This is a genomic window from Amycolatopsis heterodermiae, assembly GCF_034929455.1.
Classification (GTDB): domain Bacteria; phylum Actinomycetota; class Actinomycetes; order Mycobacteriales; family Pseudonocardiaceae; genus Amycolatopsis; species Amycolatopsis heterodermiae.
The window spans coordinates 243269-268953 of the sequence record NZ_JAYFSI010000004.1 but is presented as its reverse complement, the minus strand read 5'-3'; the positions used below and the strand labels follow the sequence as shown (position 1 = coordinate 268953).

Below are 25685 nucleotides of genomic sequence, written 5' to 3'. Positions count from 1 at the left end.
CATGCACGGGGTGCACCCGCTTGGCTACTCACCATGACGCGCTGGCTCCGCACCGCCCTGATCAGCACCGCCGTCGCACTGGGTGTCCTCCTCCCCGCGGGTGCGGCCCTGGCCGACGGTCCTTCTTCGGACCCCAACAGCGGCCAGCTCACCTGGCAGCTGCCCACCACGAACTGACCTTCCGGGCTCCCGCTCGGCCGTGATCGTCATGGCGTTGAATGACGTCCATGGCGAGTGTGAGCGAGTGGATCGAGGGCGCGCGGCCGCGGACGTTGCCGAACGCGGTGGCCCCGGTGGTGGCGGGCGTCGGCGCGGCGATCGCGCTGGACGCGTTCTCCTGGTGGCGTTCGGTGCTGGCGCTGCTGGTCTCGCTCTCGCTGATCGTCGGCGTCAACTACGCCAACGACTACTCCGACGGCATCCGCGGCACCGACGAGCACCGCGTCGGCCCGCTGCGGCTGGTCGGGTCCGGCGTCGCCGCCCCGAAGGCCGTGCTGACGGCGGCACTCATCGCGCTGGGCTTGGCCGGGGTGCTCGGCCTGCTGCTCGTCGCGCTCACCGGGTACTGGTGGCTGCTGGCCATGGGCGGCGTCTGCATCCTCGGCGCCTGGTTCTACACCGGCGGCAAGAAGCCCTACGGCTACTACGGTTTCGGCGAGATCGCGGTATTCGTCTTCTTCGGCCTGGCCGGCGTGCTGGGCACGGTCTACGTCCAGGCGGGCCGGGTCAGCTGGGCCGCGCTGGCGTGCGCGGTCGCCGTCGGCTGCTTCTCGACGGCGGTCCTGACCGCCAACAACCTGCGTGACATCCCGACCGACGTCGAGTCCGGCAAGCGCACGCTCGCCACGCGCCTCGGCGACCGCGGCACCAGGAACCTCTATCTGGCACTGATCGTGGTGCCGTACGTGCTCAGCGTGGTCCTGGCGGCCACCGGCCACTGGCCGGCCGGGCTGGCAGTGCTGACCATCGGCCTGCTCCTTCCCGCGATCGGGGCCGTCCACGGCGGGAAGACCGGACGCGAGCTGATCCCCGCGTTGCGGGACACCGGTCTCGCGATGCTCGCGTGGGCCGTGCTGGCCGCCGTCGGCCTGAACCTCTAGGCGTCCGGGGCGAACTTCCCGGTCGCCAGGAACTCCTCGAACAACGCCGTGTGCGGCGCGAGGTCCAGACCTTGCTGGGCGACCCACTCGTCGTCGTAGTAGGTGTGCGCGTAGCGCTCGCCGCCGTCGCACAGGAGCGTGACGACGCTGCCCGCCTGGCCGTCCTCGACCATGCGGGAGATCAGCCGGAACGCGCCGTAGAGGTTGGTTCCCGTCGAGCCGCCCGCCCAGTGGCCGGTGCGCTCGCGCAGCAGCCGGATCGCGGCCAGGGAGCCGGCGTCGGGGATCCGGAACATCTCGTCGATCACGCCGGGTACGAACGACGGCTCGCAGCGCGGCCGCCCGATGCCCTCGATCCGCGACGGCATGCCGGTCGCGTAGTCGAGCGCACCGGTTTCCCAGGCGCCGAAGAACGACGAGTTCTCCGGGTCGACCACGCAGACCTTGGTCGTGTGCCGCTTGTAGCGCACGTACCGGCCGAACGTCGCGCTCGTGCCGCCGGTGCCCGCGCCGACGACGATCCAGGACGGCACCGGGTGCCGCTCGGAGCGCATCTGCGCGAACACGGACTCGGCGATGTTGTTGTTGCCCCGCCAGTCCGTCGCGCGCTCGGCGTAGGTGAACTGGTCGAGGTAGTGGCCGCCGCACTCGGCCGCGAGCCGCTCCGCCTCGGGGTACATCGCCGGCGCCTGGTCGACGTAGTGGCACTCACCGCCGTAGAACTCGATGAGCGCGATCTTCTCCTTGCTCGTGCGCCGCGGGACCACGGTGATGAAGCGCAGGCCGAGCATGCGGGCGAAGTACGCCTCGGAGACCGCGGTGGAGCCGCTGGAGGCCTCGACGAGCACGGTGTCCGGCCCGATCTGGCCGTTGACGAGCCCGTAGAGGAACAGCGACCGGGCGAGCCGGTGCTTCAGCGAGCCGGTCGGGTGGACGGACTCGTCCTTGAGGTACAGGTCGATGCCCCACTCCGGGGGCAGCGGGAAGACGTGCAGGTGGGTGTCGGCGCTGCGGTTGGCGTCGGCCTCGATGATCCGGACGGCCTCGCGCACCCAGCTGCGGCTGTGCAGGCGGCTCATTCCGGCTGGCCGGCGGAGTCGCCGCGCAGCTGCGCGCGCAGCTGGGCCCGGGCCCGCGCGCGCTTCTCGTTGCGCTTGGCCAGGCCGGCCGTGACGCGGGCGTTGAGCGGGCGGAACAGCAGCAGGCCCAGCGGCAGGCCGACGACCAGCCCGATGAGCAGCGCGACCAGCAGCGGCACACCGGTCAGCGAAAGCGCCCAGGCGATCGCGCCGACCAGCACGAACCGGGCCAGCAGGTACAGCGTCAGGTCACGGGGCAGGTTGGTGCTCACATCGACGCAGGTTACGCCCCGCCCGGCCGGTCTTTGTGCACGCCCGCGTTGTTCGGGCGCCCCTCGAAGCGGGTCGAGAGCACGACGGTGGTGTTCGTCCGCCCGACGCCGGGGATGCGCCGGAGCCGGCCGAGGGTCCGCTCCAGCTCGTCGACGGTCGGCACGCGCACCTTGACGACGAAGGCTTCGTCACCCGCGACCGCGTAGCAGCTCTCGACCTCGTCGAGCTCGCCCAACGCGTCGGCGACGTCCTCGTCCGTCGCCGTGTCCGTCGGATGGATGCCGACGAGGGCGGTGACGCCGAGGCCGACCGAGCTCGGGTCGACCACCGCGTGGTACCCGGTGATCACGCCGGCGGCCTCCAGCTTGCCGACGCGTTCGTGTACCGACGACGCGGACAGCCCGACGGCCCGCCCCAGATCGGCATAGGTGGCTCGTCCGTTGATACGCAACGCCGCGATGATCTTCCGGTCCAACTGATCCACGCCATCACTCTATGCGGTTGGACAATCCCCCATTGGCACCACGCCCCACACCCACTGGACAAGGGAAGGGTCGTCTGCGCACTTCAGGTGACCGGATCTGATAGTTGCACAGCGTAAGCAACCTGTCCGTTTTGACCTTTAAGGGCTCTTTACTCTTGGACAACCGTTCGAGTACCTGACGGGTGAAGTGCAACGATTGCCGTGTTGGCTACCCCGGCGGAACGGGCCAAAAGGGCCCGGACGCCTCCGGTATAGCAGTGAGGTCGTTAAGGAGGCGGAAAATGACCGCGACGATGGGCGGACGACTGCTCACCCCAGGCGAGGTTGCAGCTCTGTTCCGGGTGGACCCGAAGACGGTCACCCGGTGGGCGACGGCAGGTCGCATCGGCTCGATCCGGACCCCGGGCGGGCACCGGCGGTTCCGTGAGTCCGAGGTGAACGAGCTCCTGGCCGAGCTGACCACGGACGCGAGCGAACCGGCTCGCAAGGCCTGAACCATCCGAACGTCGGGGCCGTGTCGGTAGGGGAAACCACCCCGCCCACGCGGCCCCTCGTTGTTCCCGGCGTCACGCCGCGGCACCGGTTCGGGCCCAAACCCCGCCGAAGCGGCTAACCTCGTGGGACTGGCAAGCCACACGGAAGGATCCGGCATGCTCGCTCTGCTCGCGGCGGTCGGCGCGCTGGTCGTCGCCCTGCTCCTGTGGCGGTCGTTCGCCGGCCAGCGGATCGGAGTGCCGTCGACCCCACGGCGCGCCCCGATCGCGCCGGACGACGACCCCGACTTCCTGCGCCAGCTGGCCGAACAGCAACGCAAACGCCGGGACGAAGACCTTTAGGCCGCCCTTTACGTTCCCGCACCCCCCGTCGTGAGTGTTCAGTAGGGTTCTAACCCTTCTGAACACTCACGACCAGAGCGCTCAGCGGGTCAGCGGTACTGCTGGGAGAGCGGGGTCGCGAAGCCGTCGGCGACCGTGGCCGCCAGGTCCAGCAGGGCCAGGCGGGTGTCGCCGCTCAGGCGGTCCAGCTCGATCTCGGCGCCCTCTTCGAGGTGCGGGTCGAACGGGACCTGGCAGACCGCGCGGACCTTGGCGCCGAAGTGCGCCGACAGCTTGTCGAGGTCGACCGAACCGCCCTTGGGACGGACCGAGTTGATCACCGCGACCGAGCGCTTCACCAGCTCGCCGTAGCCGTGGGCCTCGAGCCAGTCGAGCGTGGCCGAGGCGCTGCGGGCGCCGTCGACCGAGCCGGACGAGACGACCACCAGCGCGTCCGCGACGTCCAGGACGCCCTTCATCGCCGAGTGCATCAGGCCGGTCCCGCAGTCGGTGAGCACGATGTTGTAGAAGTGCTCCAGCAGGTTGACCGTGCGGCGGTAGTCGTCCTCGGAGAAGGCCTCGGAAACGGCCGGATCCTGCTCGCTGGCGAGGATTTCCAGGCGGCTGGCCCCCTGGGACGTGTAGGACCGCACGTCGCTGTAGCGCGTGATGCGGGCCGCGTCGCGCAGCAGGTGCCGGACGGTCGCCGTGGTCTCCAGCGGGATCTTCTGCGAGAGCGTGCCGCGGTCCGGGTTGGCGTCCACGGCCACCACGCGGTCACCGCGCAGCGAGGCGAACGTCGCGCCCAGCGTCGTGGTCACCGTGGTCTTGCCGACGCCGCCCTTCAGCGACAGCATCGCGATCTTGTAGCACCCGCGCAGCGGCTGGTTGACCCGCGCGATGAGGTCGCGGCGCTGGGTGTCGGCCGGGCTCTCCCCCGGGTTGATGAGCTTCCCGCTGCCGACGTAGACGGCCTTGCGCCAGCCCGACTGCGGCGGCCGCTTGACCTGCTTGACCAGGTGCGCCGTCGACAGGTCGTGGCCGTGGCCGCCCGGCTGCTGCGGCGCGGCGTGCCGGCCGCCCTGCGGCTGCGGCAGGCCGGAGGGCTGCTGCTGCGGCTGCTGGGGGTACTGGGCCTGCGCCTGGTACTGCTGCTGCTGTTGCGGCTGCAGCGGCGGGAGGTTCTGGTCGTAGCCGTAGCCCTGCGGCACCTGGTGCGGCCCCGACACGGCCGGGTTCGGCACCTGGTGCGGACCGGACACGCTCGGGTTGGGCACCTGGTGCGGGCCCGACACGGCCGGGTTCGGCGGCGGCGCGACGGCCTGCGTGGGCTGCACGTCGAACGCGCCCGACGTCTCCGGGTGCGGATGCGAGTCCGTCCGGTCGTCGGCGAACAGGCTCGGCTTCGGCTCGGCCTGCTGTTCGCCCTGCTCGGAGTGGCCTGGAGCCGATTCTTCGCTGGGTCCGGTCACCGGTGTAAACCTCCGCGCACTCCGCCCGACATCGTTCCCCCTGATGACGACGGTAGTCGGCGTACCCGCGGGATGCTCAGCCCACCCCGGCGTAGGAGTGCAAGCCCGCCGTGACGAGGTTCACGAAGAACAGGTTGAAGATGATCGCGGCGAACCCGACGATGTTGATCGCCGCCGCCCGCGCGCCGCGCCAGCCGGCCGTCGCGCGTGAGTGCAGGTAGGCCGCGTAGACGACCCAGGCGATGAACGCGACCGTCTCCTTGGGGTCCCAGCCCCAGAACCGGCCCCAGGCCGACTCGGCCCAGACGGCGCCGCAGAGCACGCCGAAGGTGAAGACCGGGAAGGCGAAGATCGTCGTCCGGTAGGCGATCCGGTCGAGGACGTCGGCCGCGGGCAGCTTCGAGGCGAACCGGGCGAACTTGGTCTGGTCCTTCTCGTAGGCCGCGCGGAACAGGTACAGCACGCTCGCGACACCGGGGACCAGGAAGACGCCGGAGCCGATGATGGCCGCCGAGACGTGGATGACCAGCCAGTACGACTGCAGCGCGGGCTGCACCGGCGCGGCGATGGTGTACAGCAGGGTGCCGTTGATGAACATCAGGATCACGACGGGCAGCAGCAGGAAGCCGGTGAGGTGCCGGACCGGGAACTTCCACATCACGATCAGCCAGGTCACCACCGTGATGAAGGTGACCGCCATGCCGTACTCGTACATGTTGCCCCACGGCGCGCGGTGCACGGCGAGCCCGCGCAGCACGATCGCCGACAGCTGCAGCAGCGCGCCGAGCACCAGCAGCGACGCGCCCATCCGGCCGATCCGCTCGGGACGCCCGACCTCGCGCTGCGCGGCCTGGACATCCTCGATCGGCGGCCCGCCGGCGCCGACGAGCTCCCGCGCCCGCAGCTTGGCCCGCTCGGTGGCGAGCCGGCCCTTGGCGCCGAAGCCCTGCTCGATCAGCGTCATCATCAGCGCGATGACGTAGATCGCCGCGGCGGTGGTGTACAGCCAGTCGCTGTACCGCGACAGCGTCTCGTTGATCGGCATGCCTCAGCCCTTCTGACCACTTATCAGGCGTTCGCTGATCCGGTGGAACTCTTCGCCGTACCCGGCCTGGTCGGTGCGGGCCAGCCCGGCGACCTCGATCACCGTACTCGGCTCGTCGTCGGTGCCCGGCTTCACCCGGACCCACAGCCGGCGGCGCTTGACCAGCAAGGACGCGCCGAGGCCGAGGAACATCGAGATGGCGAAGCCGAGCACGAAACCCTGCGTCGGGTCGTGGGAGACCTGCAGCGAGACCCAGTGGCCGACGCCGTCGAAGCGGACCTTCGTGCCGTCGTCGAGCTTGATCTCCTGGCCGACCTTCATGTTCTCGCGGGCGACCTTCTTCAGCCGCCCGTCGTCGACCAGCGACTGGTCGATCTCGAACACCGACTGGCCGCGCCCGGAGTCGAGGCCGAGGTCGCCGCGCATGATGTCGACGGCGACGGCGGGGTCGGTCAGCTGCGGCGCCGACGACGTCAGGACGCCGCCGTGCACGAACGACGTCGGCGCGAAGAGGCCGGTGATGGCCAGCTGGCGCGTCCGCCGCTGCACCTCGTCGGTGACGCCGGGCTGGTCGAACTTCGTCGCGCCTTCGGCGAGCATCGTGGTCGGGTCGACCGTGCGCCACTGCGTGTTCTGGGTGCGCTGGGTGCCGTCGGGGAAGGTCACCGTGAACTTCGGCGAGTAGCCCTGGCCGAGCAGGTAGACGCGGTCGCCGACGGTGCGCAGCGGCGAGTTGACCTCGAGGCCGTACGGGCGCCAGGTGTTCGTGTCGAGGTCCGCGCCGGACTGGTACTCGATGTTCGAGTGGTAGTACTCCGGCTCGCCGGCGTCGGTGTAGCGCACGGTGAAGTCGTTGATCTTCACGCAGAACGGGTCGAGGTCGGTGCCGTCGACGCGCAGGCCCGCGTTGAAGGAGTCGTAGTTGTAGATGCCGGAGTTGCAGAACGTGCTGCCGTCGGCCTGGACGATGACCTGGCCTTCGTAGCCGTACAGCTTGCCCAGCGCGAAGAAGACGATCAGGCCCAGCATGCTGAAGTGGAAGATCAGGTTGCCGGTCTCGCGCAGGAACCCGCGTTCGGCGGAGATCGTGCGGACGCCGTCGGCCTCTTCGCGCTCCACGCGGCGCCAGCCGGACAGCTGCTTGTGGACGGCGGCGATCTCGGCCGAGACGTCCTGCTTGCCGCGGCCGAGCCGGTAGTGCGGCATCCGCGCCAGGTTGCGCGGGGTCAGCACCGGCTTGGCCCGCATCGCCTTGACGTACTCGAAGCTGCGCGGGGTGAGGCAGCCGACCAGCGAGATCATCAGCAGCAGGTAGATCGCCGAGAACCAGATGCTGGAGTAGACGTCGTAGAACTCGAGCTTGTCGAGCAGGGTGCCCCACCAGCCGTGGGCGCTGATGTACGCGTCGACCTTGGGCGCGTTCAGCTTCCGCTGCGGCAGGAGCGCGCCCGGCAGGGCCGCCAAGGCCAGCAGGAAGAGCAGGACGAGCGCGGTGCGCATCGACGTCAGGCCGCGCCAGGTGTTGCGCACGAAGGCGAAGGTGCGCTTGGCGGGCGTGGGCCCCTTCGGTGCCGCGGGCGGCGCTTCGATCGTCGTCACAGCGGCAGCCTCAGGTCGCCGGCCAGTTCGTTGCGGAGCCAGCCCATCAGATCTCCCCAGACGCCGGTGACCAGCAGGATGCCGACGATCATCAGCAGCGCGCCGCCGAAGACCTGGACCTGGCGGCCGTGGCGGCGCAGCCAGTCGGTGGCGCGCACGGCCCAGCGGGCGCCGAGCGCGATGAGCAGGAACGGCAGCCCGAGGCCGAGGCAGTAGACGGCGATCAGCAGGTACCCGCGGGCCTCGGCGCCGCCGGTCGCGCTGGCCAGCGTCGTGACGGCCGAGAGCGTCGGGCCGATGCAGGGGGTCCAGCCGAGGCCGAAGACCGCGCCGAGCAGCGGGGCGCCCCAGACGCCGCCGCCGGGCACGCGGTGCGAACGGAACTCGCGCTGCAGGCCGGGGATCCAGCCGAGGAACACCAGCGCCATCGCGATGGTCAGGACGCCGCCGATGCGCTGCAGCAGGTCCTGGTTGAGGGTGAGCGTGTCGGCCAGCCAGACCAGGGTGCCCAGGGTGGCGACGAACACGACGGTGAACCCGAGCACGAACAGCAGCGCGGCGCCCATGACGGCCCAGCGGCCCTGCTTGCGCTCCTCGTCGGCCTTGACCGCGGGGGCGTCCGCGCCGACGAGCGCGGCGAGGTACGCGAGGTACCCCGGCACCAGCGGCACCACGCACGGCGAGGCGAAGGAGATCGTTCCGGCCAGCAGCGCGACGCCCGCGGCGAGCAGCAGCGGTCCGGAGATCGCCAGCTCGGTAACGGAGTTCACGGGATTGAGGGTAGGCAGTGAGGTCCCGGTGAGAACTCCGGGGCCGGTTCACAGGACCTAACTCACAGCAGTTCAGGACCTTGGTCCCGCTCGTGGCCCGTTGGTGCTTTCGCGTGCTTGAACACCGCTCGGGCCCGACAGGCGTGGTGCACTGGTCTGTGATGGCACTCAACCAGGCGGTGGTACTGGACGCCGCGATCGAGCTGCTCGACGAGACCGGGCTGGACGAGCTGACCACGCGCAGGCTCGCCGGCCGCCTCGGCGTGCGCGTCGGCGCGCTCTATTGGCACTACGCGAACAAGCAGGCGCTGCTGGACGCGATCGCCGAGCACATGCTCGCGGTGGCGACCCGGCGGCTGCGCACGTCCGGGACCTGGCGGGACCGCGTGACGGCGTTCGCGAACGCCCACCGCGACACGATGCTCGCCCACCCGGACGGCGCCCGCCTGATCGCCACGATGAGCAAACCCGGACCGGCGGCGACGGAGTTCCTGGGCCACCTGCTCAGGACGCTCGACAACGAGGGAATCCCGGAGACCGAGGCCTGTGCGGACGTCGTCACGAGCTACGTGAACGGCTTCACGGTCGAAGAACAGGCCCGCCGCTCGGCCGTGCCCCGCGCGGAGCGGGACGAGGCCTTCGCGACGGGCCTGGAAGTGGTCCTCGACGGCCTGGCGGCCCGGGTCAGGCCTGCTCCGCCGTCAGGCGCTGGGTGACCGGGAGCAGGTCCTGGGCCAGCACCTGGCGCAGGAAGACCGCCGCCACGCGGTGCTGTTTGTCCAGCACGATCGTCGACGGGATGATGTTGCGCGGGTAGCCGCTCAGCTTGAGCAGGACCCGGCCGTCCGGGTCGTAGATCGACGGGTACGTGAGCTTGCGGTCGCGGACGAAGTCCTGCGCCACGTCGCGGGCCGGGTCGCGGACGTCGATGCCGACGACCTGCACCCCCGGGGCCTGCTTGGCCAGGCTCTCCATCTCGGGCGCCTCCGTGCGGCACGGGCCGCACCACTGGCCCCACAGGTTCAGCACGACGACCTTGCCGGGGAAGTCCGCCAGCGACAGCTGCTTGCCCTCGTTCATCAGGTCGTCGCCGGAGAGGACCGGTGCGGTCTGGCGCTGGGCGACGTCGTAGCTGATGTCGACCTTGCCGCCCGGGGAGACGAAGCTGAAGCTGCTCCCCTGGACCACCGCGTCCTTGCCCGCGCTGCACCCCGCGATCAGGCCCAGCGCGGCCAGCGCGACGACGAGCCGTTTCATGCCCCGGTCACCTTCGGGTCGGTCGACCCCGCGGGCTCGCTGTAGACGATCTCGCGCAGCTCGTCGCCGTCGAAGACCAGGCTGGTCAGGGAGGCCAGCGAGCACTGGCGGCGCCGCGGGTCGTGCCACAGCTTCTTGCCCTCGAGGAACCGCCGGAGCGTCCAGATCGGCAGCTGGTGCGAGACGCACAACGCTTCGTGGCCCTCGGCCGCCTCCCGCGCGCGGTGGACCGCGCCGAGCATCCGGTGCGCGATCTCCAGGTACGGCTCGCCCCACGACGGCTTGAACGGGTTGACCAGCTTCGACCAGTGCTTCGGCTCCCGCAGCGCGCCGTCGCCGACCGCGACGTGCAGGCCCTCGAACTGGTTGCCGGCCTCGATCAGCTCCGCGTCGGTCGCGATGTCGAGGCGGTGCGCGGCCGCGATCGGCGCCGCCGTCTCCTGCGCCCGCTGCAGCGGCGACGCGACGACGTGCACGAGGTCGTGGCCCGCGACGGCCTCGGCGACCGTCAGCGCCTGACGCTGCCCGCGCTCGGAGAGCCGGTAGCCGGGGAGCCGGCCGTAGAGGATCTTCTCGGGGTTGTGGACTTCGCCGTGGCGAAGCATGTGGACGACCGTGGTCACTTGACCGCCTCCGCTGCCGCGCGCGCCGCCGCGGGCAGCGCCGCTTCGATCACCGAGAACGCTTCGTCGTCCATGGCCGCGTTCACGAACCAGGCCTCGTACGCGCTCGGGGGCGCGTACACGCCGCCGTCGAGCAGGGCGTGGAAGAACGGCGGGAAGCGCCAGGTCTCGGACGCCTGCGCGCCCGCGTAGTCGCGGACCGGCGCCTCGCCGAAGAACACGCTGACCAGGTTGCCCGCGTACTGGACGCTGTTCGCGACGCCGGCTTCGCTCAGCGCGAGGCGGAAGAGGTTGCCGAGGCGCTTGGCGTTGGCGTCGAGCGCCGCGTAGACGCTCTGGTCGGCCGCGCGCAGCGTCGCGAGGCCCGCGGCCACCGCGACGGGGTTCCCGGACAGCGTCCCGGCCTGGTAGACCGGGCCGCCCGGGGCGAGCTTGGCCATGATGTCGGCGCGGCCGCCGAACGCCGCCGCCGGCAGCCCGCCGGACATCACCTTGCCGAACGTGTAGAGGTCGCCGGCCACGCCTTCCAGGCCGAACCAGCCCGCGCGCGAGACGCGGAAGCCGGTCATCACCTCGTCCATGACCAGCAGCGCGCCGTGCTCGTGGGCGATCTCCAGCAGGGCCGCGTTGAAGCCCTCGTCCGGCGCGACGGCGCCCATGTTGCCCGCCGCGGCCTCGGTGATCACCGCGGCGACCGTGTCCGGGTTGTCCACAAAGGACTGCCGGACGGCGTCGAGGTCGTTGTAGGGCAGCACGATCGTGTCCGCGGCCTGGGCACCGGTGACGCCGGGCGACGTCGGCAGCCCGAGCGTCGCGACGCCGGAGCCCGCCTGGGCGAGCAGCGCGTCGACGTGGCCGTGGTAACACCCGGCGAACTTGATGATCTTCGAGCGGCCGGTGAACCCGCGGGCCAGCCGGATCGCGCTCATCGTGGCCTCGGTGCCCGAGTTGACCAGCCGCACCTGCTCGACGGGCTCGACCCGGCCGATGATCTCCTCGGCCAGCTCGACCTCGCCGATCGTCGGCGTGCCGAACGACAGCCCGGACGTCGCCGCTTCGCGGGCCGCCTCGACGACCAGCGGGTGCGCGTGCCCCAGGATCATCGGCCCCCAGGACGACACCAGGTCGACGTAGCGGTTCCCGTCGGCGTCCCACAGGTGCGGGCCCTCGCCGCGGACCATGAACCGCGGGGTGCCGCCGACCGAGTTGAACGCCCGGACCGGCGAGTTCACCCCGCCCGGGATGGCCGCCTTCGCGCGGTCGAACCATGCCTTGGACTGCTCGGTTCCAGTGCTCACCCCTCCAGTCTCGCAAACCCGGGCGCCGGGCCGCCGACCCCATCACCTGCGACTCGAGGTGCGCGCGGGCGTCACCGCCCTAAGATGGCCGGACGCCGCCCGGGAGGGGAACAACCGGTGACCGAACGTGTGTCACAGCGCAACCCGTGGCTGGTGCTGGCCGGCTTCCTCGGCGTCGTCGCCGTGGTCGCGGCGGTCGGTGCACTGGCCGCGACGTCGTCGAAGGAGATCTACGAGCGCTTCGACCTGCCGGCGTGGGCACCACCGGTGTCCCTGTTCGGTCCGGTGTGGACGGTGCTGTACGTCACGATCGCGGTGTCCGGCTGGTTCTACTGGCGCACCGACGGCGAGAACCGCGGGTTCGCCGCGTACGGCATCGGCCTGCTGGCCAACCTGCTCTGGCCCCCGCTGTTCTTCGAGGGCGCCGCGGCCGTGCTCGCCCTGCTCGACATCGTGCTGCTGGACGTCGTCGTGGTCGTGACGATCGTCCTGTTCGCCCGCCGGTCGAAGCTCGCGGCCGCGCTACAGGTGCCCTACCTGGCCTGGATCCTCTTCGCGACCGCGCTCAACACCGCCATCATCGTGCTGAACTAGCGCCCGGCCTGCTGGGTGATGGCCTGCGCGGCGACCGTCCCGTTGTCGCCGGCCTGGCCCTGGATCGTCACGGTCGCGCCCGGCTTGAGGTCGCCGAGCTTGCCCGGCTGGGTCACGCCGACCGTCGTCGAGTCCGATGTGGACACCTTGACGTCCTGGCCCTGCGCGGTCTTCACGTAGACCGTGGTGCCGTCGACGCGGTCGACCGTGCCGGTGGTGCCGCGCCCGCCGGCCCCGCGGAAGCCGCCACCCTGCTGCCCGGTGCCGGTGCCGCCCTGAGTGCCGCCTTGGGTGCCGCCCGCCTGCGTACCGCCGAAGCCGCCGCCGCCCTGGCGCCCGGACGGCGTGCCCGACGAACCCGACGACGAGCCGAACGCGGCGTGCGTCCAGGCGCCGCCGGCGAACACGGCCGCGAGCACGACCAGCCCGGCCAGCACCATCGTGGCGCGGGAGAACGGCTTGGCCGCGCGGCGCATCTCGGCGTTCAGGTCGCCCTCGACCGCCGGGCTGGCGACGATCTGCTCCGCCGTCGGCTCGACGGCCGGGAGCACCGCCGTCGGCTCGTCCCCGGGGACGGGCGGCGGGGTCGTCGTGGACGAAGACATCGAAGAACTCCTTATTCGTGACGCAGGGCGTCGATCGGCCGCAGCTTGGCGGCCCGGTTCGCCGGGAAACTGCCGAAGAACAGCCCGATCAGGGCCGACACCGCGAAGGCGAGCAGGATCGACGAGGGCACCACGACCGGCTGGATCCCGGAGATGGTGAACCGGCTGCCGATCAGCCCGATCGCGACGCCGAGCAGCCCGCCGAACAGGCTGAGCATGGTCGCTTCGGCGAGGAACTGGCCGAGGATGGCCGAGCGCGGGGCGCCGATGGCCTTGCGGATGCCGATCTCGCGGATCCGCTCGGTGACCGTGACGAGCATGATGTTCGTGACGCCGATGCCGCCGACCAGCAGCGAGATCGCCGCGACCGCCGCCAGCAGCACGGTGAACGTCTCGGTCGCCGACGTCCGGGTCGCGAGCAGCTGCTCGGAGTTCTGGATCTGGTAGTCGGCGGTGCCGCCGAGCCGGATGCCATGGCGCGCGTTGAGGATCGCGGTGATCTCGGACTGCGCCAGCGTGACGGCGTCCGCGCTGGTGGCCTGGACGGCGATCTGGCTGAGGCTGCCGTACCCGGCCAGCGAGTTCTGGACGGCCGAGATCGGCGCGATCGCGACGTCGTCGGCGTTCTGCAGCCCGGTGCTGCCCTTGGCCTGCAGCACCCCGACCACGGTGAACTGGATGCTGTTGAGCAGCACGTTCTTCCCGACGGCGGCGGTGGTGCTGCCGAAGATCGACTCCGCGGTCGTCGGGCCGAGCACGACGACCTTCCGCGCCGTCGTGACGTCCTCGGTGGTGAACAGCGCGCCCTCGGCGAGGTCGCGGTTCGTGGTGGTGAAGTACGCCGGCTCGGTGCCCGCGACGGTCGAGATGTCGTACGACGTCTGCCCGTAGGTCGCGGTCGCCGTCGTGTTGACCACCGGCGACGCGGCCTTGACGTCGGGCGCGCCGATCGGGTCGACCAGCGCGTGCGCGTCCTGCACGGTCAGCGGCCGCGCCGACGCGCCCTGGCCGCCGCCGCGCGCCGGGGAGACGTTGACGACGTTGGTGCCGAGGCCCTGGATGCTGGCCGCGATGGCCGCCGACGCGCCGTTGCCGACCGCGACGAGCAGGATCACCGCGGCGACGCCGATGGTGATGCCGAGCGTGGTCAGCGACGAGCGCAGCTTGTTCGCGGTGAGCCCGCGCACGGCGAAGCGCAGGATCTCGAAGAGGTTCACGACACGGCCCCCACGACCCCGGACGCGCGGGTGACGTCGTCCTGGACGATCAGGCCGTCGTCCACCCGGACGACGCGGCGCGCATGAGCGGCGACTTCGTCCTCGTGGGTGATCACGACGATCGTGCGGCCGAGCTGGTTGAGCCGGTCGAACACCCCGAGGACGTCCTCGGTGCTGCGGCGGTCCAGGTTGCCGGTCGGCTCGTCGGCCAGCAGCATCGCCGGGCCGGTGACCAGCGCCCGCGCCACGGCGACGCGCTGGATCTGGCCGCCGGACAGCTCGCTCGGCAGGTGCTTGGCCCGGTCGGACAGCCCGACCATGTCCAGGGCCGCCAGCGCGCGGCGCCGCCGTTCCGACCGGCGGAGTCCACTGTAGACGAGCGGAAGCTCCACATTGGACAATGCGGACGTCCGGGGCACGAGGTTGAACGACTGGAAGATGAAGCCGATCTTGCGGTTGCGCAGCAACGCCAGCTGCCGCTCGTTGAGCTTGCCGACGCCGAAGCCGTCCAGGAGGTACTGGCCGGACGTCGGGACGTCGAGGCAGCCCAGCATGTTCAGCAGCGTCGACTTGCCCGAGCCGGAGGCGCCCATGATCGCGACGTACTCGCCGGGCCACACGGTCAGGTTGACCCCGCGCAGCGCGTGCACCGCCGTCTCCCCCGCGCCGTAGGTCTTGCGCAGTCCGGAGACCGCGATCACCGGGTTCACCCGCGGCCGCCGAAACCGCCGCCGGCGCCCGTGCCGGTGCCGCGCTGGCCGCCGCCGGGGAAGCCGCCGGTCCCGCCACCCGGGAAACCGCCGGTGCCACCCGTGCCGCCGGTCCCGGTGCGGCCGGTCCCGCCCGTGCCGGTCGCGGCCGTCGCGGTGAGCACGACGTTCTCCCCCTCGGTCAGGCCGGAGGTGATCTGCACGGTCGACTCGCCGCGGATGCCGACCTGCACCTGGCGCGGCACGTTCTGGCCGTTCTCCTGCACGGTGACGATGTTCGTGTTGCCGGCGGTGGTCACGGCCGCGGCCGGCACGCTCAGCGCGTTCTGCGCCTCGGCGACGGTGATCACGACGCTCGCCGACTGGCCGGGCCGCAGCCTGTCCGGCGGGCTGGTCAGCGCCAGCTGGGCACCGTAGGAGACGACGCTGCCGCTGGTCGTCGGGGTCAGGTTGATGCTGGCGACGGTCGCCTGGATCGGCTTGTCCGGCAGCGCGTTGAGCGTCACCGTGGCCTTCTGGCCCGCCTTGACCTTGCTGACGTCGATCTCGGCGACCGAGGTGTTCACGACCAGGCCGGTCATGTTCGTGATGGTGATGAACCCGGTGCTGCTGCTGGAGCTGCTGGACGACGCGGCCGCCGAGCTGGAGTTCGACGAGCCCTGGCCGCCTTGACCGCTGGTCGAGGTCTGCGAGCTGCTCGCCGAGCCGCCGCTCGAGGACTGCTGCCCGACGGTGCCGTTGACCGCGGTCACCGTGCCGGCGCCGGGCGCGTACAGCGAGGTGTTGTCCAGCGCGGTCTGCGCGGTCTGGACGTCCAGCTGGGCCTGGTCCAGCTTCGCCTGCGCCGAGGTGACGCTGTTCGCGGCGGACTGGGCGCTGTTCTGGCTGTTCTGACTGTTCTGGCCGGTGGCCGGGGTGTCCTCGGCGGTCTCGGCGGCGTCGAGGCTGTCCTGCGCCACCGAGAGGTTCGCCTTCGCGACCTGAAGCTGCTTCGCCGCCTGCGTGCTGTCGACGGTCGCGAGCTTCTGGCCGGCGCTCACGACGTCGCCGACCTTGACGTCGATCGACGTCACCTTGCCGGCCGTCGTGAAGTTCGCCGCGCCGGTGTAGCTGCTGGCGAGCGTCCCGGCGGCGGAAATCGTCTCGGAGACCGTCGCCCGGCGCACCGGCGTGCTGCGAGTCTGGGCCTGAGCCGTGTTCGAAGCCGGGGTAAAGGCTTGGTATATCCCGAATCCCGCCCCGGCCAGTAGCACGATCAGAGCACCGTTGATCACCCATGCCTTGGAGGCACGCACCCGCGTCATGCGGCAACCTTGCGGCCGCCGCTTAGCAATTGACTGTTGGTTCCCTGTGGAGGAGCTGTGTATCAGTCCTTCGGCTTGCGGGGGCGCGTACGCAGCGCGAGAGAGAGCTGACGGACCGCGTCCACCAGCAGGATCGCGGCCACGACCCCGAGCCCGATGGCCGCGGCGAGGTGGCCCCCGAAGTACCGGTGCGACTCGAGGACGGCGCCGTCGTCGGTGCGCGTCACGACGGTGGCCATGCCGCTGTGCCAGAAGGCGTAGACGCCCCAGCCGGCCGCCACGGCGAGCACGACCTCCAGAACGGCGACCAGAATCCGCCACGGCTTGTGCAGCCGCGCGGCGGACCCGGATTCATCCGGCGGCCAGAGCTCGGCCCCGGTGGGCTGCGGAAGGTCGATCACGGAAAAGATTTTCTCACGTCTCCCGCGGTGTCGCCCGGACGAGGCGGTCCAGCGCGTCCTGCAGGGCCTCGACGTCCTTGGCCCACGCCAGCACCACCGAGCCGTCCGTGAGCTTCACCGGCAGGGAGTCGTACTTGCGGGGCACCGACCAGCCGCCGCCCAGCACACGCGCGCCGACCGGGGTGCCGACGTCCGTGACGTCGGCCAACTGGTCCGCCGGCAGCTTCTCGCGGCCCTGGCGCAGCTGCTTCGTCGTGACTTCCAGCGAGAGGAACCGGCGCCGCGCGTACACCCACGGGATCGTGATGACGCACAGGCCGAACCCGACCATCAGCCAGCCCACGACGTGGACCGGGCCGCCCGTGACGAGCTCCGCCAGGGCGCCGACCAGCGCGAACACCGGGCCCCACACGATGGCGGCCCAGCTCACGCCGGACTCGGCGTAGAGCCGCTCGCTCACGAGCGCTTGCCGACCTTCGGGAAGTACAGCGGCGCCGTGTACAGCAGGAAGATCGCGACGATGAAGACGAACAGCGCGATGATCGTCAGGAGGTTGATGATCGGCGCGATCACGAAGATCAGCAGCACCATCACGACCGGCAGGACGGTCAGCACCGTCCGGGCCGAGCGGGTGCCTTCGCGGGCCTTGTACGCGAAAAGCATGAACAGCAGCGCGAAGATGATCGAACCGAAGAGCATGTACCACAGGCGCGAGGTGATCCCGTCCGCGATTTCCTGCGGCGAGTACTTCGGGTCCTTCGTGGCCTCGACGATCTGCGCGATGACCGCCGACTTGCTGCTGAGCAGCTGGACGTAACCGCCGATCAGCAGCAGGCTGCCGGCGAGCCACAGCCAGAACGACCACTTGACCGCCTTGGGCGGGTCGGCGACCGGCGCCTGCTCGCCCGGCAGGACCGGATCCGGTGCGCCGCCCAGCTTGCGGCGTTCGTCGTCGGTGAGATCGTGGGCGTCACCGGTGCCTTTGTCCGTCACGCGAGGACTCTAACCGGTCAGTCCAGCCAGGCAGCGGCTTCGGCTGCCCAGTACGTCAGGATCATGTCGGCGCCCGCCCGGCGGATCGACGTCAGTACTTCGAGGACGGTCCGTTCGCGGTCCAGCCAGCCGTTCGCCGCGGCGGCTTCGACCATCGCGTACTCGCCCGAGATGTTGTACGCCGCCACCGGCACCGGGGAGATGTCCGCGGCCGCCTTGAGGACGTCCAAATAGGACAGCGCGGGCTTGACCATGATCATGTCCGCGCCCTCGGCGAGGTCCAGCTCGATCTCGCGCAGCGCCTCGCGGGCGTTGCCCGGGTCCTGCTGGTAGGTCTTGCGGTCGCCCTTGAGCTGCGAATCGACGGCCTCGCGGAACGGGCCGTAGAACGCGCTGGCGTACTTCGCGGCGTACGCGAGGATGGCCTTGTCGCTGTGGCCGACCTCGTCGAGCGCGCGGCGGATGACGCCGATCTGGCCGTCCATCATCCCGGACGGCCCGAGCACGTGCGCCCCGGCTTCGGCCTGCGCGACGGCCATCTCGGCGTAGACGCGCAGCGTGGCGTCGTTGTCGACCCCGCCGTCGGCGTCGAGGACGCCGCAGTGGCCGTGGTCGGTGAACTCGTCGAGGCAGGTGTCGGCCATCAGGACGGTGGCGTCACCGAGCTCGGCCCGCAGGTCGCGCAGGGCGACGTTGAGGATGCCGCGCTCGTCGACGGCGCCGGAGCCCTCGGCGTCCCGGGTCTCGGGGATGCCGAACAGCATCAGCCCGCCGACCCCGGCGTTGACCGCGTCGACGGCGGCCTTCCGCAGGGTGTCCCGGGTGTGCTGCACGACGCCCGGCATGCTCGAAATCGGCCGTGGCTGGTCGAGGCCTTCGGCGACGAACATCGGGAGGATCAGCTGGCGTGGCCGCAGCGTCGTTTCACCGACCAGCCGGCGCATAGCGGGCGTGGTGCGGAGCCTGCGGGGACGATGCTCGGGAAACACCCCTCCAAGTTACTCCGCGCACTTCGGCCGGGGTCCCGCAAGGGTGCCCGAGCGCATTTGCCCGGAAAGCCGTGAAGGCCACCTTGAGAGACTCTGAGTCCCTCAAGGTGGCCTTCACGGACCAGCGAACCTCAGGAGCGGCGGGCCCGCTTCGCCTTGCGGGGCGGCGGCAGGGCACCTTCCGCGCGCAGCCGCGCGGCGTGCTCGGCCAGGGCGTCCACCAGGTGCGGGACGTCGGCCTTCTCCGGCTGGACGTCGACCCGGAGCCCGAACTCCACCGCGGTTTCGGCGGTCTTCGGGCCGATGCACGCGACCAGCGTGCGGGTGTGCGGCTTGCCGGCGATGCCGACCAGGTTGCGCACGGTCGAGGACGAGGTGAAGCAGACCGCGTCGAACCCGCCGGTCTTGATCATCTCGCGGGTCTCGGCGGGCGGCGGCGCCGCCCGGACGGTCCGGTAGGCCGTGACGTCGTCGATCTCCCAGCCGCGTTCGCGCAGGCCGGCCGACAGGGTCTCGGTGGCGATGTCCGCCCGCGGCAGCAGGACGCGGTCGACCGGGTCGAGCACGTCGTCGTACGGCGGGAACTCGGCCAGCAGGCCTTCCGAGGACTGCTCACCCGACGGGACCAGCTCGGGGATGATGCCGAACGAGCGCACCTTCTCCGCGGTGGCCGCGCCGACGCAGGCGATCTTCACGCCGGAGAACGCGCGGGCATCGAGCCCGAACTCCTCGAACTTCTCCCACACCGCGCGCACCGCGTTGGTGGAGGTGAAGACGATCCACTGGTAACGGCCGTCGACCAGGCCCTTGACCGAACGCTCCATCTGCGCCGGGCTGCGGGGCGGCTCGACCGAGATGGTCGGGACCTCGTGGGACGTCGCGCCGTGGCCGCGCAGGCGCTCGGCCATCTCTCCGGCCTGCTCCTTGGTGCGCGGCACCAGGACCTTCCAGCCGTACAGCGCGCGGGACTCCCACCACGACAGCTTCGAGCGCTGCCCGGCGGCCTGGCCGATCGTGACGATCAGCGGCCCGACGAGCTCACCGGCGTCGTTGGCGACCTTCTCGAGCGTGGTGTCGAGGGTGCGCTGGGTGTTGATGGTGCCGTTCGCGGTCACCGCGACCGGGGTCGACGCGGGCAGGCCGTGCCCGGTCAGCGCCGAAGCGGCCTCGGCGAGGTGCGCCGACGACGCGTGCAGCACCAGCGGGCCGGGGGCCGCGGCCAGTGCCGCCCAGTCGACGTCGCCGCGGACGTCGACCTCGGTGTGCGTGCCGCCGAGCGCGACGCCGGCGTACGCCGGGACGGCCGCGCCCGGGGAGACGCCCGGGATGACGTCGAACACGGCGCTCGTGCGGGCGACCGCCTGGACCTCGGCCACCACGGCCGGGGTGGTCAGCGGGTCGCCGGCGATCAGGCGCAGCACCAGGCGGCCGGCCTTGGCCTCGTTGGTGAGGTCCTTGGCGACCTCGGCCGCCTCGCCGACGGCGGGGCGGACCTCGGCGCCTTCGGCGGTCATCGCCAGGACGGCCTGGGGCACGTCCGGGTCGGTCACCACGACCTCGGCCTTGGCCAGCAGTTCCTGGGCACGGACCGTGAGCAGGCCGGCGTCGCCGGGCCCGGAGCCCACGAACGCTACGCGCCCGGTGGTCTTTCGCGCGGGGGTCATCTGTGCGTTTCTCCTCTTGCGGCGGCCGTGCGGGATGGCACGGACGCAGGTCTCCTACACGTCTTTTCGAAGCGCTGAAAAGCGCTACTCAGCGGTACCGGAGGGGGCTCCGGCGCCGAGGTCCAGCAGCTCTGCGGCCAGGTCCTTGCCCAGCTGGGCGGCCTGGTCCTTGTCGGCCAGTGCGATGGCCCGGACCATGTCCACCGCACCTTCCTCGCCCTCGACCGCGGCGGTGCCGCGCAGCGAGATCCGTTCCACGACCTTGCCCTCGGCGTCGAGATCCTCGACGATCTCGGCGAGCGCGCCCACGGGCGAGCTGCACCCCGCCTCGAGCGCGGCCAGCAGAGCACGCTCGGCCGTCACCGCGGCCCGCGTGCCCTCGTCGTCCAACGTGGCCGTGAGCAGCTGCTCGAGGTCCACGTCGTCGGCCCGGCACTCCACCGCCAGCGCGCCCTGTGCGGGCGCGGGCAGCATCTGGATCGGGTCGAGGGTCTCGGTGATCACCTCGACCAGTCCGACCCTGGCCAGTCCGGCACGCGCGAGCACCACGGCATCCAGCTCGCCGTCGGTCACTTTGCGCATGCGGGTGTCGATATTGCCGCGAATCGGCACGATTTCCAAACCGAGACCCAGCGCGTGCAGCTGCGCGGTGCGCCGCAGCGAGCCGGTGCCCACCGTCGCACCCGGCGGCAGCTCGCCGAGAGTCAGCCCGTCGCGCGCGATCAGCGCGTCCCGCGGGTCCTCGCGCGGCGGCACGGCGGCGAGCGTGATGCCCGGCTCCGGCGCGGTCGGGAGGTCCTTGTAGGAGTGGACGATGACGTCGACCTCGTTGCGCAGCAACGCTTCCCGCAGCGCGGAGGTGAACACGCCGACCCCGATCGTCGGGATCGGTGCCATGGACTTGTCCCCGGGCGTGGTCACCGTGACGATCTCGACCTCGGCGCCGGTGGCGCGCAGCGCGTCGGCGACGTGCCCGGTCTGGGCGAGCGCGAGCTTCGATCCACGCGTACCCATGCGAATGACTCTGGTCACTACTACTTCTTCTCCGGTGGGGGCGTCGGGCTCGCCACCGCGGCGGGTGCCTGCGGGTCGAGGCAGAACAGTTCGCGCAACGCGTTCGCGTAGTCGGTGTCGGCCGTCTCGGCGGCCAGCTGCTTGACCCGCACCGTCGGCGCGTGCAGCAGCTTGTCGACCACCCGGCGAACCGTGCGGCCGACCTCTTCCCGGACGCCCGCCTCGAGGTCGGGCAGCCGGTGGTCCAGCCGCAGCAGCTCGGCGTCGACGACCTCGGCCGCGCGCTTGCGCAGCGCCGTCACGGTCGGGGTGACCTCGGCGCTGCGCTGGCCGGCGAGGTACTCGCGCACCTCGTCGAGCACGATGCCGGTGGCCTTCGCGGTCTGCCGGTCGGTGGTCGGGGTGCCGGCTTCGCGCATCCGGCGCTGGACGGTGGCCAGGTCGACGACGCGTACGTCGGCGAGGTCAGCGACCGCCGGGTCGACGTCGCGGGGCAGGCCGAGGTCGCAGACGACCAGGGCGCGGCCGCCGCGGGGCAGCACCTGCGCGGGGCCGAAGACGGCGTCCTGCGCGCCGGTGCAGCAGATCACGACGTCGGCGTCGCGGACGGCGTCCGCGACGAGGGACAGCGGGATCGCGCGGGCGGGGACACCCTGCTCGGTGACGTTCGCGGCGAGCCGGCGGGCGCGGGCGTCGGTGCGGTTGGCCACGGTGATCTCGCCGATGCCGGCCTTGCGCAGCTGGGACGCGCTCAGCGCGCCCATCGAGCCGGCACCGACGATGACGGCGTGCTTGCCGGTGACGTCACCGGCCGCGGCGAGCGCTTCGGACACGACCGACGCGCCCAGCTGGTCGAGGCCGGTTTCGGTGTGGACGCGCTTGCCGACGCGCAGCGTGGTCTGGATGAGCTCGTGCAGCGTGCGGCCGACCGTGCCGGCCTCGCGCGCGGTGGCGTAGGACGACCGGATCTGGCCGAGGATCTGCGTCTCGCCGACGACCATCGAGTCGAGGCCCGAGGTGACCGAGAAGAGGTGTTCGACCGCGGCCCCGGCGTAGTGCACGTACAGGCTGTCGTAGAGGTCGGCGGGGGTCATCCCGGCCTGGCGGGCGAGGACTTCGGAGACGTCGTTCAGGCCGCCGTGGAAGGTCTCGACGACCGCGTAGACCTCGATGCGGTTGCACGTCGAGACGAGCATGACCTCACTGATGTGCTCGGCCTGCTGCAGCTCGTCGAGCACCTTGCCGACCTCGGGCGCCGGCACCGCGACGCGCTCGAGCGTGCTCAGCTCCGCACTGCGATGCGAGAGGCCGACCGCCAACACGCTCATGAGCGCACCACCATTTCCCGTCCATCCGGACCCGTGCCGTTCCGTCCGCTGCCCTGGCCATTGTCGGACGGCAGGCCCGTGCCGGGTAACCCGGAATTGCCCTGATTACTCGCGGCATCGTCCGCCCGGCGGGCCACATGGAACGAGAGTATCTGCAGCTCGACGGCCAAATCCACTTTGCGGACCTCGATGTGAGCAGGAACCTGCAGCACGACCGGAGCGAAGTTGAGGATGCACTGGACGCCCCCGGCGACCAGGCGGTCGCAGACCGACTGCGCCGCGGTGGGCGGGGTGGCGATCACGCCGATGGAGATGCCGCGCTCGGCGCAGATTCGCGGGATGTCGTCCATGTGGGACACGGGCAGGCCGCCGACCGGCACGCCGATCAGGTCCGCGTCCAGGTCGAACAGGGCCTCGACCGGGAAACCGCGTCCCGGGAAGCCGCCGTAGTTGGCCAGCGCGTGGCCGAGGTTGCCGATCCCGACCACGGCCACCTTGTGCTGCCGGGTCAGGCCGAGGATCCGCTCGATCTGGCTGACGAGCACGCTCACCTCGTAGCCGACGCCACGGGTGCCGTACGAGCCCAGGTACGAGAGATCCTTGCGCAGTTTCGCGGAATTGACGCCCGCCGCCTGCGAAAGCTCTTCGCTCGAAACGGTCGTCGCGCCTTGTTCGGACATTCCGGACAGCACCCGGAGGTACACCGCGAGGCGCGCGACCGCCGCTTCGGGGATCTGCTTCGCCCGGACGGCCTCAGGGGCATCCCCGCGGCCGTTCGCCGCGGCGGCGGGCACCGCGGGCATCTCGGCCGTCGGGGCGTTGTCGGCGTCCGGCGTTTCCGGGCGGCGGGGCCGTCGTGGCGGCCGGCCGGCGGAGTCCGCTCCGTCGCGTCTCCCCCGCTGTGTCACCACGCCGTTGTCTCCCTGCCGCTGCGCACCTGGCGGCCATCGCCACGACCGTTCGGAACTGTGTCTTGACCCAGGGCCCGGTGTCCGGTTCGATGCCGGACCACCCGGAGGCGATGGTCCTACGGTAGTCCACTTGTGAACGCGCGCACAAAGTCACTGGTCGGAGGCGGTTCCCGGGGGCCGGGACGGCACCGGGGATCATGACACCGCGTCAGAATCCTTGTCCGCCAGGCACTTCCGGCGTCAGTGGGCGTCGAGGGTGACGGAGTGCCAGCCGGTGGCGCCGTCGGGCACCGGGTCGGCGCGGTTCTCCGTCTGGGTGTAGCCGTCCTGGTCGGTGGCCCGCACGAACGCCTGGTGCGTGCCCGCGGGCACGTCGAGCTCGATCCACCACAGCCGCCAGGTGTCCTTGCTGACCTCGGCCGAAAGGGTGGCTTCGCGCCACGCGCCCTCGTCGAGCCGGACCTCGACCTTCGCGATGCCGGTGTGCTGCGCCCACGCCGTGCCGGCCAGCCGGACCTTGCCCGCGGACACTCCCGCGAACCCGGTCGGGGTGTCGATCCGGGACTCGGTCTTGATCGGCGCCTGCTCGGCCCAGCCGCGGTTGAGCCAATACGACTGCCGGGCGTCCCACTTGGTGAATTCGAGGTCCTTGACCCACTTGGTGGCGGACACGTAGCCGTACAGGCCGGGGATGACGATCCGCGCCGGGAAGCCGTGCTCGACCGGCAGCGGCTCGCCGTTCATCCCGATCGCGAGCATCGCGCCGCGCTGCGGGTCGAGCGCGACGTTCGCCGGCGTGCCGCAGGTCCAGCCGTCGACGCTGGTGGCGAACATCTGCTCGGCGCCGGTCTGCACGCCGGCTTCGTCGAGCAGGTCGACGAGGTCGACGCCGATGAACGACGCGTTCGAGATCAGCGGGCCGCCGACCTCGTTGGACACGCAGGTCAGCGTCACCCGGCGCTCGACGAGCGGCCGGTTGCGGATGTCGGCGTAGGTGAAGTTGACCTCGCGGTCGACCATCCCGTGGATCTTCAGGCCCCAGTCCTCGGTGCGGATCTGGGGCACGACCAGCGCGGTGTCGATCCGGTAGAAGTCCGCGTTGGGCGTGATGAACGGCGGTGAGCCGAGCTTGACGAAGTCGGCGTCGGCGGGCAGCGGCGGCGCGGTGCGCGCGGGCACGAGCGGGCCGACGGCGGCCCGCGAGTCCTCGGCGTTCGTGCTGGTCCCGGCCACCTCGCCGACCACGGCGGCGACCCCGGCCCCGGCCGCGATGCCGACCCCGGCGCGCATGAACTTCCGCCGGTCGAAGCCCCGGTCGTACCGGACGAGCTCGGGCGGCAGGGCGAGCCGGTGCAGCATCGTGAACACGGTCAGCCCGGCGACCAGCGCGGCGACCGGGGCGAGCAGCGAGACCTGCCCGAGGTCGGTGCGCACGAAAACGGCGGCGATCCCGGCGGCGCCGAGCAGCCCGACCAGCACCTGCCCGGCCAGCGGCTTGCGGCGCGAGAGCTGCCCGGCGAGCACCGCGAGCAGGACCAGCACCACGGCGAGGCCGACCTTGAGGATCGGCTTGTCCCAGGTGCCCAGCGTCCGCTCGGCCCACTTCACGATGCCGGTCGGGCTGTGGTCGATGACGTAGTTCGCGACCGCGATGAACGGCGAGGCCGTGTAACCGACGAAGCCCGCGACCAGGTGCCCGACGCCGAGGGCGGCGGCCAGGGCGAGAAGGCCGATCAGCGTCGCGACCGGCAGCGAAAGCCGCCTGGGCGCCTCGGGCGGGGCAGGCGCGTCCTGCAAGGTGCTCACCACTCCATCTTCGGAGCAGTGGGCCATTCGGGTGGGCCTGCGGTGCTTACGGACGTGTTACGGCTTCACCGAGCGAGGACAACGCCGGACGTTCAGGACGAAAGCGCCTTGCGCAGCCGGTCCTCTTCGACGCGCCAGTAACCGTGTTCGGCGCCGTCGACCAGGATCACCGGGACGCGGTCGCCGTACTCGGCGCGCCATTCCGGGTCCGTGTCGACGTCTTCCGCGTTCCACGTGACGCCCAGCTCGCCGCAGATGCGCTCGACGTCCGCTTCCGCGACCTCGCAGAGATGACAGCCCGCGCGGCCCATCACCGTCACTACCTGTGCCATGA

At 71.3% G+C, this 25685-nt stretch carries 30 protein-coding genes; 6 read left to right on the top strand and 24 right to left on the bottom strand.

Annotation, left to right across the window (positions count from 1 at the left end):
• Nucleotides 1–33: 33 nt before the first annotated feature.
• Together VA596_RS20290 and VA596_RS20285 are read left to right on the top strand one after the other, a co-directional pair.
• Nucleotides 34–177, top strand: coding sequence for a hypothetical protein (locus tag VA596_RS20290; protein WP_323329391.1), 144 nt, complete (start codon nucleotides 34–36; stop codon nucleotides 175–177).
• A gap of 50 nt (nucleotides 178–227) precedes the next feature.
• Nucleotides 228–1100, top strand: a complete 873-nt coding sequence (locus VA596_RS20285) for a 1,4-dihydroxy-2-naphthoate polyprenyltransferase (RefSeq protein WP_323329390.1) — start codon at nucleotides 228–230, stop codon at nucleotides 1098–1100.
• On the opposite strand, the gene cds1 is transcribed toward VA596_RS20285, so the two are convergent.
• From cds1 to VA596_RS20270, 3 genes are read right to left on the bottom strand one after another with little or no spacing between them, the layout of a single operon-like run.
• Nucleotides 1097–2179 (bottom strand): L-cysteine desulfhydrase Cds1, encoded by a 1083-nt coding sequence (gene cds1, locus VA596_RS20280; RefSeq protein WP_323329389.1) that lies wholly within the window; start codon nucleotides 2177–2179, stop codon nucleotides 1097–1099. The two genes, VA596_RS20285 and cds1, sit on opposite strands and share 4 nt — an antisense overlap.
• Entirely contained in the window at nucleotides 2176–2451 is a 276-nt protein-coding gene (locus VA596_RS20275; protein ID WP_323329388.1) for a DUF4229 domain-containing protein, read from the bottom strand. The genes cds1 and VA596_RS20275 overlap by 4 nt, the downstream gene beginning before the upstream one ends.
• An 11-nt stretch (nucleotides 2452–2462) precedes the next feature.
• Nucleotides 2463–2936: an Lrp/AsnC family transcriptional regulator gene (locus VA596_RS20270; RefSeq protein ID WP_323329387.1), complete on the bottom strand. Its 474-nt coding sequence runs from the start codon at nucleotides 2934–2936 to the stop codon at nucleotides 2463–2465.
• A gap of 281 nt (nucleotides 2937–3217) precedes the next feature.
• Between VA596_RS20270 and VA596_RS20265 the strand changes: the two genes are divergently transcribed.
• Both VA596_RS20265 and VA596_RS20260 read left to right on the top strand, forming a co-directional pair.
• The gene (locus tag VA596_RS20265; protein ID WP_072474890.1) at nucleotides 3218–3430 is read left to right on the top strand and encodes a BldC family transcriptional regulator; all 213 of its coding nucleotides are present in this window, start codon (nucleotides 3218–3220) and stop codon (nucleotides 3428–3430) included.
• A 156-nt stretch (nucleotides 3431–3586) separates the two neighbouring features.
• Complete coding sequence (locus tag VA596_RS20260) at nucleotides 3587–3772, top strand: hypothetical protein (protein ID WP_323329386.1); 186 nt, start codon at nucleotides 3587–3589, stop codon at nucleotides 3770–3772.
• A gap of 89 nt (nucleotides 3773–3861) precedes the next feature.
• On the opposite strand, the gene VA596_RS20255 is transcribed toward VA596_RS20260, so the two are convergent.
• The 4 genes from VA596_RS20255 to VA596_RS20240 all read right to left on the bottom strand — a co-directional run bounded on the left by VA596_RS20255 (nucleotide 3862) and on the right by VA596_RS20240 (nucleotide 8637).
• Nucleotides 3862–5223: a MinD/ParA family ATP-binding protein gene (locus VA596_RS20255; RefSeq protein ID WP_323329385.1), complete on the bottom strand. Its 1362-nt coding sequence runs from the start codon at nucleotides 5221–5223 to the stop codon at nucleotides 3862–3864.
• A 76-nt stretch (nucleotides 5224–5299) separates the two neighbouring features.
• On the bottom strand, nucleotides 5300–6268 hold the full coding sequence (gene ccsB / locus VA596_RS20250) for a c-type cytochrome biogenesis protein CcsB (protein ID WP_323329384.1): 969 nt from the start codon (nucleotides 6266–6268) through the stop codon (nucleotides 5300–5302).
• A 3-nt stretch (nucleotides 6269–6271) separates the two neighbouring features.
• Nucleotides 6272–7867 carry a cytochrome c biogenesis protein ResB gene (gene resB, locus VA596_RS20245; RefSeq protein WP_323329383.1) on the bottom strand — a complete coding sequence of 532 codons (1596 nt, stop codon included), beginning with the start codon at nucleotides 7865–7867 and terminating at the stop codon, nucleotides 6272–6274.
• Nucleotides 7864–8637, bottom strand: coding sequence for a cytochrome c biogenesis CcdA family protein (locus VA596_RS20240; RefSeq protein WP_323329382.1), 774 nt, complete (start codon nucleotides 8635–8637; stop codon nucleotides 7864–7866). Before VA596_RS20240 ends, resB begins: the two co-directional genes overlap by 4 nt.
• 161 nt (nucleotides 8638–8798) lie before the next feature.
• On the opposite strand from VA596_RS20240, the gene VA596_RS20235 reads away from it, so the two are divergent.
• Nucleotides 8799–9353: a TetR/AcrR family transcriptional regulator C-terminal domain-containing protein gene (locus VA596_RS20235; RefSeq protein ID WP_323329381.1), complete on the top strand. Its 555-nt coding sequence runs from the start codon at nucleotides 8799–8801 to the stop codon at nucleotides 9351–9353.
• On the opposite strand, the gene VA596_RS20230 is transcribed toward VA596_RS20235, so the two are convergent.
• The 3 genes from VA596_RS20230 to hemL are packed head-to-tail and all read right to left on the bottom strand — an operon-like array spanning nucleotide 9322 to nucleotide 11815.
• Nucleotides 9322–9894 (bottom strand): TlpA family protein disulfide reductase, encoded by a 573-nt coding sequence (locus tag VA596_RS20230; RefSeq protein ID WP_323329380.1) that lies wholly within the window; start codon nucleotides 9892–9894, stop codon nucleotides 9322–9324. The two genes, VA596_RS20235 and VA596_RS20230, sit on opposite strands and share 32 nt — an antisense overlap.
• Nucleotides 9891–10517: a histidine phosphatase family protein gene (locus tag VA596_RS20225; protein WP_323329379.1), complete on the bottom strand. Its 627-nt coding sequence runs from the start codon at nucleotides 10515–10517 to the stop codon at nucleotides 9891–9893. Before VA596_RS20225 ends, VA596_RS20230 begins: the two co-directional genes overlap by 4 nt.
• Complete coding sequence (hemL, locus tag VA596_RS20220; RefSeq protein ID WP_323329378.1) at nucleotides 10514–11815, bottom strand: glutamate-1-semialdehyde 2,1-aminomutase; 1302 nt, start codon at nucleotides 11813–11815, stop codon at nucleotides 10514–10516. The genes VA596_RS20225 and hemL overlap by 4 nt, the downstream gene beginning before the upstream one ends.
• A gap of 117 nt (nucleotides 11816–11932) precedes the next feature.
• On the opposite strand from hemL, the gene VA596_RS20215 reads away from it, so the two are divergent.
• Complete coding sequence (locus VA596_RS20215) at nucleotides 11933–12409, top strand: TspO/MBR family protein (protein WP_323329377.1); 477 nt, start codon at nucleotides 11933–11935, stop codon at nucleotides 12407–12409.
• Here the strand turns inward: VA596_RS20215 and VA596_RS20210 are convergent.
• From VA596_RS20210 to VA596_RS20145, 14 genes are all read right to left on the bottom strand, one after another.
• Nucleotides 12406–13014, bottom strand: coding sequence for a hypothetical protein (locus VA596_RS20210; protein ID WP_323329376.1), 609 nt, complete (start codon nucleotides 13012–13014; stop codon nucleotides 12406–12408). The genes VA596_RS20215 and VA596_RS20210 overlap by 4 nt on opposite strands.
• Before the next feature lie 11 nt (nucleotides 13015–13025).
• Complete coding sequence (locus tag VA596_RS20205; RefSeq protein ID WP_323329375.1) at nucleotides 13026–14231, bottom strand: ABC transporter permease; 1206 nt, start codon at nucleotides 14229–14231, stop codon at nucleotides 13026–13028.
• Nucleotides 14228–14941 (bottom strand): ABC transporter ATP-binding protein, encoded by a 714-nt coding sequence (locus VA596_RS20200; RefSeq protein ID WP_323329374.1) that lies wholly within the window; start codon nucleotides 14939–14941, stop codon nucleotides 14228–14230. Before VA596_RS20200 ends, VA596_RS20205 begins: the two co-directional genes overlap by 4 nt.
• Nucleotides 14938–16245, bottom strand: a complete 1308-nt coding sequence (locus VA596_RS20195; RefSeq protein ID WP_323329373.1) for an efflux RND transporter periplasmic adaptor subunit — start codon at nucleotides 16243–16245, stop codon at nucleotides 14938–14940. The genes VA596_RS20200 and VA596_RS20195 overlap by 4 nt, the downstream gene beginning before the upstream one ends.
• Before the next feature lie 62 nt (nucleotides 16246–16307).
• Nucleotides 16308–16646: a hypothetical protein gene (locus VA596_RS20190; RefSeq protein ID WP_323329372.1), complete on the bottom strand. Its 339-nt coding sequence runs from the start codon at nucleotides 16644–16646 to the stop codon at nucleotides 16308–16310.
• 13 nt (nucleotides 16647–16659) lie between these two features.
• Entirely contained in the window at nucleotides 16660–17106 is a 447-nt protein-coding gene (locus tag VA596_RS20185; RefSeq protein WP_323329371.1) for a hypothetical protein, read from the bottom strand.
• Nucleotides 17103–17639 (bottom strand): hypothetical protein, encoded by a 537-nt coding sequence (locus VA596_RS20180; RefSeq protein ID WP_323329370.1) that lies wholly within the window; start codon nucleotides 17637–17639, stop codon nucleotides 17103–17105. The genes VA596_RS20185 and VA596_RS20180 overlap by 4 nt, the downstream gene beginning before the upstream one ends.
• Before the next feature lie 17 nt (nucleotides 17640–17656).
• On the bottom strand, nucleotides 17657–18628 hold the full coding sequence (hemB, locus tag VA596_RS20175) for a porphobilinogen synthase (RefSeq protein WP_247060290.1): 972 nt from the start codon (nucleotides 18626–18628) through the stop codon (nucleotides 17657–17659).
• Nucleotides 18629–18759: 131 nt separating this feature from the next.
• On the bottom strand, nucleotides 18760–20292 hold the full coding sequence (locus tag VA596_RS20170; RefSeq protein WP_323329369.1) for a bifunctional uroporphyrinogen-III C-methyltransferase/uroporphyrinogen-III synthase: 1533 nt from the start codon (nucleotides 20290–20292) through the stop codon (nucleotides 18760–18762).
• Between the two features lie 84 nt (nucleotides 20293–20376).
• Nucleotides 20377–21306, bottom strand: coding sequence for a hydroxymethylbilane synthase (gene hemC, locus VA596_RS20165; RefSeq protein WP_323329368.1), 930 nt, complete (start codon nucleotides 21304–21306; stop codon nucleotides 20377–20379).
• A gap of 20 nt (nucleotides 21307–21326) precedes the next feature.
• Nucleotides 21327–22634, bottom strand: a complete 1308-nt coding sequence (locus VA596_RS20160) for a glutamyl-tRNA reductase (protein WP_323329367.1) — start codon at nucleotides 22632–22634, stop codon at nucleotides 21327–21329.
• The gene (locus VA596_RS20155) at nucleotides 22631–23545 is read right to left on the bottom strand and encodes a redox-sensing transcriptional repressor Rex (RefSeq protein ID WP_323329366.1); all 915 of its coding nucleotides are present in this window, start codon (nucleotides 23543–23545) and stop codon (nucleotides 22631–22633) included. The genes VA596_RS20160 and VA596_RS20155 overlap by 4 nt, the downstream gene beginning before the upstream one ends.
• A gap of 240 nt (nucleotides 23546–23785) precedes the next feature.
• Nucleotides 23786–25351 (bottom strand): molybdopterin-dependent oxidoreductase, encoded by a 1566-nt coding sequence (locus tag VA596_RS20150; RefSeq protein WP_323329365.1) that lies wholly within the window; start codon nucleotides 25349–25351, stop codon nucleotides 23786–23788.
• Nucleotides 25352–25443: 92 nt separating this feature from the next.
• A complete protein-coding gene (locus VA596_RS20145; protein ID WP_323329364.1) occupies nucleotides 25444–25683 on the bottom strand; it encodes a glutaredoxin family protein in 240 nt (79 codons plus the stop codon).
• Nucleotides 25684–25685: the final 2 nt, after the last annotated feature.